At 43.8% G+C, this 12,035-nt stretch carries 11 protein-coding genes; 2 read left to right on the top strand and 9 right to left on the bottom strand.

Annotated features, from left to right (window positions below; genetic code table 11):
• Positions 1 to 3 precede the first annotated feature (3 nt).
• From BFO_RS11860 to ftsY, 8 genes are all read right to left on the bottom strand, one after another.
• Positions 4 to 993 carry a vWA domain-containing protein gene (locus tag BFO_RS11860; RefSeq protein ID WP_014225996.1) on the bottom strand — a complete coding sequence of 330 codons (990 nt, stop codon included), beginning with the start codon at positions 991 to 993 and terminating at the stop codon, positions 4 to 6.
• Entirely contained in the window at positions 990 to 2,030 is a 1,041-nt protein-coding gene (locus BFO_RS11865; RefSeq protein WP_014225997.1) for a hypothetical protein, read from the bottom strand. The genes BFO_RS11860 and BFO_RS11865 overlap by 4 nt, the downstream gene beginning before the upstream one ends.
• 6 nt (positions 2,031 to 2,036) lie before the next feature.
• Positions 2,037 to 2,906: a DUF58 domain-containing protein gene (locus BFO_RS11870; protein WP_014225998.1), complete on the bottom strand. Its 870-nt coding sequence runs from the start codon at positions 2,904 to 2,906 to the stop codon at positions 2,037 to 2,039.
• 29 nt (positions 2,907 to 2,935) lie between these two features.
• A complete protein-coding gene (locus BFO_RS11875) occupies positions 2,936 to 3,931 on the bottom strand; it encodes an AAA family ATPase (RefSeq protein WP_014225999.1) in 996 nt (331 codons plus the stop codon).
• A gap of 153 nt (positions 3,932 to 4,084) precedes the next feature.
• Positions 4,085 to 5,476: an HU family DNA-binding protein gene (locus BFO_RS11880; protein ID WP_014226000.1), complete on the bottom strand. Its 1,392-nt coding sequence runs from the start codon at positions 5,474 to 5,476 to the stop codon at positions 4,085 to 4,087.
• Positions 5,469 to 5,759: an HU family DNA-binding protein gene (locus BFO_RS11885; protein ID WP_014226001.1), complete on the bottom strand. Its 291-nt coding sequence runs from the start codon at positions 5,757 to 5,759 to the stop codon at positions 5,469 to 5,471. The genes BFO_RS11880 and BFO_RS11885 overlap by 8 nt, the downstream gene beginning before the upstream one ends.
• Positions 5,760 to 5,839: 80 nt before the next feature.
• Positions 5,840 to 7,135 carry a 30S ribosomal protein S12 methylthiotransferase RimO gene (rimO, locus tag BFO_RS11890; protein WP_014226002.1) on the bottom strand — a complete coding sequence of 432 codons (1,296 nt, stop codon included), beginning with the start codon at positions 7,133 to 7,135 and terminating at the stop codon, positions 5,840 to 5,842.
• Positions 7,116 to 8,087, bottom strand: a complete 972-nt coding sequence (gene ftsY, locus BFO_RS11895) for a signal recognition particle-docking protein FtsY (RefSeq protein WP_014226003.1) — start codon at positions 8,085 to 8,087, stop codon at positions 7,116 to 7,118. The genes rimO and ftsY overlap by 20 nt, the downstream gene beginning before the upstream one ends.
• 352 nt (positions 8,088 to 8,439) lie before the next feature.
• On the opposite strand from ftsY, the gene BFO_RS11900 reads away from it, so the two are divergent.
• Positions 8,440 to 9,597, top strand: a complete 1,158-nt coding sequence (locus tag BFO_RS11900) for a 6-bladed beta-propeller (protein ID WP_014226004.1) — start codon at positions 8,440 to 8,442, stop codon at positions 9,595 to 9,597.
• A 529-nt stretch (positions 9,598 to 10,126) separates the two neighbouring features.
• Here the strand turns inward: BFO_RS11900 and BFO_RS11910 are convergent.
• Positions 10,127 to 10,702, bottom strand: coding sequence for a hypothetical protein (locus tag BFO_RS11910; RefSeq protein WP_014226006.1), 576 nt, complete (start codon positions 10,700 to 10,702; stop codon positions 10,127 to 10,129).
• 238 nt (positions 10,703 to 10,940) lie between these two features.
• Here BFO_RS11910 and mltG point away from each other — a divergent pair, with 238 nt between their 5' ends.
• Positions 10,941 to 11,981 carry an endolytic transglycosylase MltG gene (gene mltG / locus BFO_RS11915; RefSeq protein ID WP_014226008.1) on the top strand — a complete coding sequence of 347 codons (1,041 nt, stop codon included), beginning with the start codon at positions 10,941 to 10,943 and terminating at the stop codon, positions 11,979 to 11,981.
• Positions 11,982 to 12,035 lie beyond the last annotated feature (54 nt).

The following is a 12,035-nucleotide window of genomic DNA, read 5'->3' on the forward strand; positions in this document are numbered from 1 at the left end:
TCCTTATGGTATCTTTTTCAATAATGTATGCTTCAGGAGAAGTTCCAAGAGCAGCAAAGCCAATAAGAGCAAGGCAATATTTTTATACTCTTCCTGTTTTTTACTGTATTCCCGTACACTGATTTTGGTTTTCTCCATTTGATCGATCTCGGAATAAATCTCCTTCAGACTGGCATTATCGGTAGCTCTGAAATATTGTCCGCCGGTCGTTGTTGCAATTTGCTTTAAGGTAGGTTCATCGATATCCACCGGGATCATCTGTGTCTGAATCATTCCTCCCGGCAGGCGGAACGGGTACGGCGCTTCTCCTTTTGTACCTACACCAATGGTATACACCCGGATGCCAAATGTTTTGGCGATCTCGGCAGCCGTTACCGGGGCAATCTCACCGCGATTATTGGACCCGTCGGTTAGCAGAATGATCACCTTCGATTTGGCCTGACTATCTTTGATACGGCTGACAGCATTAGCCAGGCCCAAGCCAATGGCGGTCCCGTCCTCGATCATTCCGCTCTGAATATTTTTAAAGAGATTCAACAAAATAGCATGATCGGTAGTGAGCGGACACTGCGTAAAGCTCTCGGCCGAAAAAACAACGAGCCCAATGTTATCGTTCGGTCGTCCATTGATAAAAGCAGCTGCCACATTCTTAGCTGCTTCCAGACGATTCGGTCGCAAATCTTGCGCCAGCATACTGCTCGAAATATCGATGGCCATCATGATATCAATTCCTTCGGTCGACGAATTCTGCCAACTGTTGGTCGACTGCGGACGCGCCAGGATGACGATGACAAGGGCAATGGCTATCATGCGTAATACGAACGGTACATGTCTCAAATATACTTTGGCTGTCACCGCCTTGGGCGCATCAAAAGCCTGTGAAGAAGACATCTCCACACTTGCTTGATTCTTACGCATCTTCCAAAAATACCAGCCGATTAGAGGTATCAGCAGTAGCAATAAATAGATGTATGACGGATTTGCGAATATCATTGCTTTTCTTCGTTAGAGGTTACTTCGATCGTTTTTAAGGATGACGTTATCCCGTCATTGTCCGACGACCGATCTCCGGATGTTTTTTCTTCTTCTTCCGGTTTCGGTACTTCGGTCGGTTTCGTCTGATTGACGAACAGATATGCATTCATCATACTTAAGTCGTTCTCGTCCGGCAACGGATGTAACTTGGCAAACTTTACAAAATCAGCCAAATGAAGGATTTGTTTCAATGTCTCATAAACAGAATGAGCATCATTCTCCTGTTCAATAATATGCAGGATTTCTTCCGACGTTTTTTCCATCGCATTGACCCGGTAACGTCTCGAAATATAACGACGCAGGGTATCCGTCACGAGAGTATGATATTCTTTATTCAGTCCTTGTTGCCATAATTTCTGTCCTTTAATCTCATTCAATTCCCGAATGGCCTGTTCGTACGGCGGGAGTTTCGGTTCTTCTTTTTTTAACGGGATCAGCGTTTTCCTGTTTCTGTATCGCTGAACAAAATAACCGATAACACAAATCGCAAAAAGTCCGAACAGAATACCGAATATCCACGGATAATAATCGGCTAAGACAAACGGAGGCTTCCATACGTTTTTGATGTCGTAAAACTCTTCGGGATTATCCGTATCGACCGGTATCGTCGATACTTTTAACGCAACCTGATTCGATGAAATCGTGTCCCCCTGATCAATCACAATCAACGGCGGTAACAGATATAATGCCGAATCGAACGATGTAATCAGGATATTTTGCTTAATCACCAATCGATTATCCAAAACAGTCGAATCTGCCGGCGATGTGGATAAAACTTCCACTCCGGGCATTAAGACATCTGTCGGAATCGGACAAATGACTTGCCTGTCTTTATCGGTTGTAATTGTCAGGTTCAATGTTGTTTGCTCTCCTATCAGGATATCGGCCGTATCAAGTTTGACACTAATCAAGGTCTGTTGTGCCTGTATCCCGATGCTCGATGCTATGGTGAAAGCAAACAATAATAACCGGAATTTATTTTTTCTCAGTTTCATGCTGGATTAGTTTCGTTTGTCAAAGAGAGCGATTAAAGCTTTGACATAATCATCTTCCGTTCGAATCGATACGGCATCGACCCGACATTTGTTAAATACCTTGTTCATATCACTTTGTCGCTTTTCCCACCATGTTTTATACAGTGCTCTCACCTGTTTTGACGAGCTGTCTATCCACCGTTCCTTACCGGTTTCCGCATCCTTGATCTTCATGAGTCCGACATTCGGAAGTTCCGTCTCACGATGATCGTACACCTGAATGGCTACGACATCATGTTTGCGATTGGCAATTGTCAAGGCATCCTGATAGTTGCCCTTATCGATGAAATCGGAAATCAAGAAAGCAGTACACCGCTTCTTGATGGCATTCGTGAGGTATTTGAGCGCTTGACCGAGATCCGTCTGTTTATGATCCGGCTGAAAGTCGATCAATTCGCGGATAATATAAAGGATATGCCGCTTCCCTTTTTGAGGCGGTATAAACTTTTCGATCTGATCCGAAAAGAAAATAACTCCGATTTTATCGTTGTTTTGAATCGCCGAAAAAGCCAGTGTAGCAGCAATTTCCGTGATAACCTCTTTCTTCATCCGACTCACTGTTCCGAAGTCCTTGCTGCCGGACACATCGATCAATAGCATCACGGTCAATTCGCGTTCTTCCTCGAAAACCTTCACATACGGACGAATATAACGCGCCGTGACGTTCCAGTCGATGTCACGAATATCATCACCGAACTGATATTCGCGTACTTCACTGAAAGCCATACCCCGACCTTTGAATGCCGAATGATACTGACCTGCGAAGATGTTACGCGACAGTCCGCGTGTCTTAATTTCTATCTGCCTGACTTTCTTTAAAAGTTCGCTTGTCTCCATTTATATCCATCAAGCCCGGTAAAATACCATCAGGGCACTTCGACTTTATTCAGAATTTCACTGATAATCTCTTCCGATGTGAGGTTGTTAGCCTCCGCCTCATAGCTGAGACCGATGCGGTGACGCATCACATCATGACATACGGCGCGTACATCTTCGGGAATCACATAGCCGCGACGTTTGATAAAGGCATACGCGCGCGCGGCCAGCGCCAGATTGATCGAAGCACGGGGTGAAGCCGCAAAAGCAATCATTGATTTAAGATTAGCCAGATTATATTCGGCAGGGAAGCGGGTTGCGAAAACAATATCGACAATATAACGTTCAATCTTTTCGTCCAGATACACCTCACGCACGATGTTACGCGCCTCAATAATCTGTCGGGTATCGAGCACCGGTTTAATATCCGGCTTTTTACCCGAGATATTCTGACGGATCACCATTTTTTCTTCCTCTTTCTTCGGATAGTTGATCACCACTTTCAGCATGAAACGATCGACTTGTGCTTCGGGAAGCGGATACGTACCTTCCTGTTCGATCGGATTTTGCGTAGCCATTACGAGAAACGGTTCCGGAAGTGTATAGGTCGATTCGCCGATAGTCACCTGACGCTCCTGCATGGCTTCGAGCAACGCACTCTGCACCTTGGCGGGAGCACGGTTGATTTCGTCTGCCAATACGAAGTTGGCGAATACAGGTCCTTGCTTGACGAGAAATTCTTCACTTTTCTGGCTGTATATCATCGTCCCGATCACGTCGGCCGGCAACAAATCCGGTGTAAACTGAATACGACTGTATTTGGCGTCGATTAGTGAAGAAAGTGTTTTAATTGCCAGTGTTTTAGCAAGTCCCGGAACACCTTCCAGCAAGATGTGTCCATCGGAAAGGAGTCCGATCAGCAACGATTCGATCAAATGCTTTTGGCCGACGATGACCTGATTCATTCCCATAGTAATCATGTTTACGAACGAACTGTTATTTTCAATCCGTTCGTTCAATTCTCGAATATCTACTGTTTGATCCATAGATTAAATATATTATATAATTCTGATCTCTGTATGTTCATTTTTGAACGCACAAAAATAGAAAATTCAGGTTGGTATATTAAAGTTTTGCCGTTAAATAATACTAATCACACAACGGGCTGTCACGCTCTAATTTGTTTATTTTTAAAAAGATTATTTTGTCTTGTTCGCCATGATCTTCGACTGTAATTCTTTTGCCTGCGCAATGGAGGCACTGCTTTGGGCATTAATCGCATATACTTCTTTGGCCGGAATCAGAATTTCCATTCCTGCAGGTACGCGATCGGGGTCAGGAATTTTGGCCTTATTGAAATCATAGATATAGACCCAGAAGACTTTATTCCCGTAATATTTTTGCGCAAGCAACGTTAACCGCTCACCCGATGCTACTTTCACACGTGCCATAACGTTATGATCCGACGAGGTGGAAGTGTCTGTTGCTGGCTTCGTCTGTTGAGGAGTTGTTTTCTTGGATGATGTCGATGCTGTAGAAGCTGTTTGCTCTTTCCGCGTAGACGAAGTTGAAGCGACCGGCGATGTTGCGGTGCTTTCGTTCGTTCCGGAAGCAGTCACCCCGGACGTATCGACGTTTTCGCTTTTTTCTGACTCTTGCACCGCGGCGGAGTCGCCGGGCAAAAGAAACGAATCATCCGTCGTCTGTGTATGCTGTGTTGTGCTGTTAAACTCCTCGTACGATAAACGATCATAGTAGAAATAATAGAATATTCCCACCCCTAACAGCAACAATAACAACGCCAGAATAACATACAGCGAGGTATTCGACGTTTCTTTTTTCTTTTTCTTCACAACGGGCTTGGCGACCGGATGAGATTTCGGTGTTTCGTTCACATGCTGTTCTTTACGCTCATTATTTTCACTCATGATTTCTTGTTTTATGGGTATTATTGTACTTTTTTGTAATGTTTCCCGATTTGCGGCAGATGCGCGATGACTCCCGATTGCACGTTCTTCCGACGGTCCATCGTCGGGCTCTTTCTCGATTTCTTTATCCGTCATCTTATATCCTTCTTTGATCTCATCTTCAGAAGGAAGTACTAAAAGCGGAGCCGGATTTTCTTCGGTTTTCGGAGCTATATCTTCTGTTGCTTTCGTAACTTCTCTGACAGGCTTCTGAACCGGTTCTTCTGCGGTTATGGGTTCATCGTTTTCATCTTCTTCGTCATCATTAGAAAGACCGGATGAAGCCGTTTCATTGTTTTCCGTTTCGTTGGTTTCGATGGCTTCGAAAAAAGCAAACGGTCGATTAATCTTTTCTTTGAGTATTTTATCGGGGAGGAAAGACAGCTTGTGATGCGCGGGAATGACAATTCGCTCTCCGGTATTGACATGTATACTCTCCCGTTCTTTTACCGGAATCACTTTAAAACTGCCGATCCCTTTTATTCTTACGACCCCGTTATGGGTAATTACGTCGTTGATTACTGCTATCAACGTTTCAATAAATGTCTCAATGTCTGCCTTTTCTCTGCCGGTCTTTGCCGTCAAGATTTCGGCGATATCGTAGATCGATAATTTCTCATCCATGGCTGTCCAATGTTTTTAAATACGCCTTTAATGTTGCAACCGGTTTAAAAACAGGTACGAGTTTGGGAGGGATCAGATAACGTTTGTTGTTGATTGGATTGGCTAAAAAGCGTTCGTCTTTTTTCTTTGCTTCGAACTGTCCCAATCCATGCAAACTGACGATATCGCTACTTGCAAGTTTATCGCCTATTACCTCACAGAAAGCATCCAGCATTCGTTCTGTCTCTTCCTGTTCCCAATGAAGCCGGCTCGATAATTCACTGATCAATTCTATATTTTTCATACGCAACCGTTATTATTTTTTAGACATCTATATATTGACCGTTTCTGTATTATTTAATAAAAAAATTAACATTTCTAATCTTATCCAACAATCTTCCCATACAACTCAAACGCTTCCGACGATTCTATCCGCGCAGCATAAAATTTTCCCGGTTGCAGTTTTTGTTCTTTACTGACAAGTACTTCGGGGTCCACTTCGGGCGAGTCATACTCCGTACGGCCGATGTAAAAGTCTTCTTCCCGGTCGAGCATGACTTTAAAGACCTTTCCCACTTTCTCTTTCTGCACTTCGGTCGATATTTTCTGCTGCAACCGCATCAACGTATCCAAACGTTGTTGTTTCACTTCTTCTCCTACATCATCCTGATGATTTTTATACGAATACGTTCCGACTTCATGACTGTATGCAAAAGCGCCCATTCGCTCGAAGCGAACGTCTTGGGCAAACTGCATCAATTCGGCATAGTCATCATCCGTTTCGCCGGGGTAACCGACCATGAGAGTCGTTCGCAGATGAATGCCGGGCACCTCTTCACGGATACGACCGATTAATTCGTAAGTTTCCTGCTTGGTTATTTGGCGACGCATCCGTTTCAACATCGGATCACTGATGTGTTGCAAAGCTATATCAAGGTATTTGCAAACATTTTCACGCTCGCGTATAACCCGCAGTAAGTCATGCGGAAATTGTGACGGATAGCCATAGTGAAGCCGTATCCATTGGATACCGGAAATATCCGACAAGCGTTCGACCAATTCGGGAAGAACAGTTTTATGATAGATATCAAGCCCGTAATATGTTAAGTCTTGCGCAATAAGCTGAATTTCTTTGACTCCTTTGCGTGTCAACAACCGTGCTTCGTCGATGATTTCGTCCATCGGACGTGACCGGTATTTCCCGGTAATAATCGGAATAGAACAGTAAGAGCATGTACGGTTACACCCTTCGGCAATTTTCAGGTAAGCATAATGCCCGGGTGTGGTCACGACACGATCGGTCGATGATTCCGGATGATACGCCTTTCCGATGTCGTTCAATAGCTCTTTCCAGTTGAACTTTCCGTAAAAACGGTCGACAAAAGGAAGTTCTGTTTTCAGCTCTTTCAGAAAACGTTCCGAAAGACAACCCATCACAAAAAGTTTGCCGATGCGGCCTCTGTCTTTTTCTTCGCCTAAGGCCAAGATAAGGTTAATGGATTCTTCCTGTGCATCGCCGATAAAAGCGCACGTGTTGACAACGACAAATTCACCATTCACCTTTTCCGCGTCGTGCGTAACGGTATATCCGTTCAACTGAAACTGACGCATCAACTGCTCGGAATCAACCAGATTCTTCGAACAGCCCAATGTGATGATGTCAACCTTGTTTTTTCTCATGCTCTCCGAACAGTGAATCTACAAATGCTTTCCGGTTAAATATTTGCAAATCTTCCATGCCTTCGCCTAAACCGATATATTTGACGGGAATCTGGAAATGATCGGAAATACTGATCACGACACCGCCCTTGGCCGTTCCATCCAGTTTCGTGACGGCCAACGCATTGACTTCGGTCGCAGCCGTAAACTGTTTGGCCTGCTCGAAAGCGTTTTGTCCCGTCGAACCGTCGAGCACCAGCAGCACCTCGTCCGGAGCATCGGGCACGACTTTCTTCATGACGTTCTTAATCTTCGTCAACTCGTTCATCAGGTTGATTTTATTATGCAAACGGCCGGCCGTATCGATGATCACCACGTCGGCATCGTTCGCCTGTGCCGAATTAAGCGTATCGAAAGCAACCGAAGCCGGATCGGATCCCATCTTCTGCTTGACGATTGGCACGCCTACGCGCTCACTCCAGATCACCAACTGTTCCACAGCGGCCGCCCGAAACGTGTCGGCCGCACCCAGATAGACCTTCTTTCCCCGCTTTTTAAACTGATATGCCAACTTGCCGATCGTCGTAGTCTTTCCAACTCCATTGACACCAACCACCATGATGACATAAGGTTTCTTGCCTCCGGGAACAAAGAAATCTTCCATATCTTCCGTTTTATTCTCCGTGAGCAAAGTAGCGATTTCCTCGCGTAAAATCGTCGTTAATTCGCTTGTAGATATATATTTGTCTTTTGCAGCACGTTTCTCGATACGTTCGATGATTTTCAGGGTGGTGCTGACTCCTACGTCCGACGTAATCAATACTTCTTCCAACTCATCCAACACCGAGTCATCTACTTTACTCTTCCCGACGATAGCCTTGGTGATTTTCGAAAAGACACTTTCCTTCGTTTTGGATAATCCTTTATCTAATGTCTCTTTCTTCTCCTTGCTGAAAAACTCAAAAAAGCCCATTGCTTACTAATAATATATGTTCTGGCTACAAAGGTACATGATTTTTTAATTAAAACCTATCATTTAGGCCTAAGTGATTATTACTTCTTCTCAAGTGTTTGTTAAAAGACAAAAACGTTCCTTGCAAAGCGACCAAAATTTCTCTCTGAACTCATTTCCTTACATATCTATAATTCGCTCTCCCCTCAATACTTCTTATGCTCGGTAATTCTTTCAATTTCCACCTTATACTCCATCTTGGAGAGGTGGGCAAAATATCTTGAGAAAATCTGAATTTACGCATTCACAAAGACTGCCGACTCCGCAAAAACTTGTTATCTTTGCGCACACAACGATCAAAACAAGAAATATCATGAAAGGAAAAAAAATCATTGCATCCGTCTTTCTAATGGCTTTATGTGCCGGATGTGGAAACAGCCATCAAGAAAAAGAAACAGGGATCATCACAGTCGATGTGCATGCCGATTATCCGGAGAAAAAACTGATGCTTCAGGATATTCTGGAAGTGGAATATATTCCGCTCGAAACGAGCGATGAATTCATCACCCAAGGCTATGTGCTGGACATCGGTGACCGGTACATTTTAGCCAAAAACCGAACACCCGACGGCGATATTTTTCTCTTTGACCGACAAACGGGGAAAGGCATCAGAAAAATAAACAGAAAAGGACAAGGAGCCGAAGAATATACATCCATCTACCGAATCGTACTGGACGAAGCCAATGACGAAATGTTTGTCAATTGTATGCCCATGAGGAAAATATTCGTGTATGACTTGGAAGGTCGTTTCAAACGGTGTTTCAACCACGCGGACAGCGCTTCGTATTCGGTTCTCTTCAATTATGACAGGGAACATCTGATTAGCTATGACATGTCCATATACTATAAGGAAGGAATGCCTTCGGAAGGCCGGTCCTCTCACGCCATTATCTCGAAGCAGGACGGGAGCGTGACACGGAAGATTCCGATTCCTTTCGAAATTGTCAAAGCGCCTATTATACAAAAAGAAGGCATTGCTATAAATACCATCCAATCGATAGTGCCTTGGCACGACAAGTTTCTGCTTATCGAAACATCGACCGATACGGTTTATTTGTCGGAAGGAAACACCATCCGTCCGTTTTTAGTAAAAACCGCCTCCGAAGATCCTCAGATACTCCTTACGATGGGCACGATGACCGACCGTTATTATTTTCTGCAAACGATTAAGAAAGAATTTGATTTCACGACCGGAAATGGATTTCCAAGAACCGATTTGATGTATGATACGGAAGAAAAAGCCCTATACCGCGCGACCGTATTCAATGCCGATTACGACAAGCATGAAGTGAATATGAATTCAAACCCGGTAAACGGCACAATCGCAGCATTCAATATACTGACAGCCGATCAGCTTGTTGAAGCGTATGAAAAAGATGTGCTGAAAGGCCCACTCAAGGACATTGCCGCACAATTGGACGAAGATGCGAATCCCGTGCTCGTTGTCATGAAGTATAAAGCAAAGAAATAGTCCGTTCGGTAACAGGTTCTAACGGGTTCGGAAGGATATTTCGATACGTTCCAAACGGTATTCGGGTGCGTCCAAAAAGGTACCCAACCTAATTCGTCCATAATAATGAAAACTCGCGACGCTTCCATTTTTTTACGCACGAATTATATTCGGCACTTTTAAATGCCACCTTGTTTCCGGCACAGTCAAAAAAACGAAGCTGCTGTTCCATACTCGAATTCGTCGAATCTTCGATAGCTATGATTTCCTTTTCCGGACCTCTATAGACGAGAATACGAGTCGGCCTGTATATTGAAGATCGGAGTATAATGGAAGCGATTTCCTTTTCTAACCACTGCGGTTTTTTAGCTCCACATACTGAAACATTTAACTTATCGAGGGAAGATTCATTGTCTTTTTTGCATCCGGAAATAAACGGAAGCAAGCAAACCCACATTGTAACAAACAACTTAAAAGCAAAAGTTTTCATCGGATATAAAATTTATGATGTATATCGTATGCCTTGGCAACATTCAGTCAATAAACGGACCTATTTCTTGCAATTCTTTGAGATTTGGCTGATTAAAAAATCATTGAACGCTTCGTCGTTATAGATCCCGTACCGGAATTCGTGTGTGCCGCAATAGTCGGATAGGGCTTTTAATATGGCATCTTCTTTTTCTATGGATAATAATCGAATAATCAGTTGCAGTCCCGTCTGCCTCGTTATAAATGGAGCGCTATCCTTGTCCTCAAATTTGATTTTCTGCTTATCCAGCGACAAATATAGAAGCTCTTTCCGCTGACTGGAGTGTAATCCCGATAAAAACGCCGTTTGCCCCATCAGGTATTCAACACAAGCCATTCGATCCGCTTCTTTATCAACCGTCGAAGAGTAACCTTTTTGATATGCTTTGCCATGTGCTGCATAATACTCCTTATACTGAGCAAATCCGGATAAACTCTTCTTCAACGATTTGCACTCGTCAGATGATGTAATCTCATCTTCTGTTTCCTTAGAGAGCTTAAACAGCTCCTGATACTTGTCGCTGATTTTAGAACCATCTTCTTGCTGACATGCCATTATGCCTATAAATACACTCAAAATCAGAACTATTTGTTTCATTTTTCTTTGTTTTTTATGTTATTTATTTCGTGTCGTAATATAAAAATCTTCAATTTCATTGGCACAGTTAGTGATTAAAACATGATATTACGATAAAAAGTTTTTAATAGATGATGCAAAAAAGATTGAAAACGCTGCATGGCGATATGTTAAAAATTCAGGATCAGGAACTGTTTTTTTATTTTTCCTGTCGAATGACGTATCTTTACCGTTGTTTTACAATAACAGGAAAATATCTATGAGCAAATCAAAATGGTTCAAACGGGTGGTATGGATCGTATGTTCCGGTATCCTTCTGCTGATTTTATCGGGGATTGGCTGCGGAGCATATTTCTTTTTTTCGTCCAACTTCATGCCCCCAAAAACGGCTTACGTCTACATATACCCCGACAAGGATTATGAAGACTTGTGCCGGCAACTGGAAGATTCGGCCGGATGCAGCGATATCCGCACATTCAGACAAGCCGCACGCTTACTGAAATATCCGGGAAAGATGAATACCGGGCGATACGCCGTCACTCGGGGAATGAGTAACTACGACCTCTTGAAAAACCTGCGGCGAGGGTATCAGACTCCCGTGCGAGTTACGTTTAACAATATCCGGATGAAGCAAGACCTTACCGACCGTCTGTCTCAACAGTTGATGATCGAAAGCCATGAGTTGATGAAGCTAATGAACGATTCCGATTACTGCCGGTCGATGGGGTTCACGCCTCCAACCATCAAAGTGATGTTTATCCCGAATACGTATGAGGTATACTGGAATATCTCGGCCGAGAAACTGATGCAACGGATGAAACGCGAATACGATGCCTTCTGGACGGATGCCCGTCGCAACAAAGCTGCGCGGATCGGTCTCTCGCCGCTCGAAGTCGCGGTGCTCGCTTCGATTGTGGAAGAAGAATCGGCTGTAACCGATGAATATCCGACAATTGCAGGACTGTATCTTAACCGCTTATATAAAGGAATATATCTTCAGGCCGATCCGACCGTCAAGTATGCTCTGGGGGATTTTACGATCCAACGGGTCTTAAACAGACACAAAGAGATCGACTCGCCCTACAATACGTACATGTACGGCGGATTACCTCCTGCGCCGTTGCGGATACCGTCTATTCAGGGGCTGGATGCCGTCCTGAATTACAAGAAACATCATTATTTATATATGTGCGCCAAGGAAGATTTTTCGGGCAGACATAATTTCGCATCGACCCTCACGGAGCATAATCAGAATGCCCGACGTTATCAGGAAGAATTAAATCGGCGGGGCATTTACTGAAATTTGGTCAAGTCGCATAAAGTCGTACCTTTGTCGCAATTTGCAAGCATTGTT

The organism is Tannerella forsythia 92A2 (assembly GCF_000238215.1).
Classification (GTDB): domain Bacteria; phylum Bacteroidota; class Bacteroidia; order Bacteroidales; family Tannerellaceae; genus Tannerella; species Tannerella forsythia.

Coding starts and splice junctions, on each gene's coding strand:
- BFO_RS11860 (WP_014225996.1), bottom strand. CDS start 993: ATGATATTCGCAAATCCGTCATACATCTATTTATTGCTACTGCTGATA.
- BFO_RS11865 (WP_014225997.1), bottom strand. CDS start 2,030: ATGAAACTGAGAAAAAATAAATTCCGGTTATTATTGTTTGCTTTCACC.
- BFO_RS11870 (WP_014225998.1), bottom strand. CDS start 2,906: ATGGAGACAAGCGAACTTTTAAAGAAAGTCAGGCAGATAGAAATTAAG.
- BFO_RS11875 (WP_014225999.1), bottom strand. CDS start 3,931: ATGGATCAAACAGTAGATATTCGAGAATTGAACGAACGGATTGAAAAT.
- BFO_RS11880 (WP_014226000.1), bottom strand. CDS start 5,476: ATGGATGAGAAATTATCGATCTACGATATCGCCGAAATCTTGACGGCA.
- BFO_RS11885 (WP_014226001.1), bottom strand. CDS start 5,759: ATGAAAAATATAGAATTGATCAGTGAATTATCGAGCCGGCTTCATTGG.
- rimO (WP_014226002.1), bottom strand. CDS start 7,135: ATGAGAAAAAACAAGGTTGACATCATCACATTGGGCTGTTCGAAGAAT.
- ftsY (WP_014226003.1), bottom strand. CDS start 8,087: ATGGGCTTTTTTGAGTTTTTCAGCAAGGAGAAGAAAGAGACATTAGAT.
- BFO_RS11900 (WP_014226004.1), top strand. CDS start 8,440: ATGAAAGGAAAAAAAATCATTGCATCCGTCTTTCTAATGGCTTTATGT.
- BFO_RS11910 (WP_014226006.1), bottom strand. CDS start 10,702: ATGAAACAAATAGTTCTGATTTTGAGTGTATTTATAGGCATAATGGCA.
- mltG (WP_014226008.1), top strand. CDS start 10,941: ATGAGCAAATCAAAATGGTTCAAACGGGTGGTATGGATCGTATGTTCC.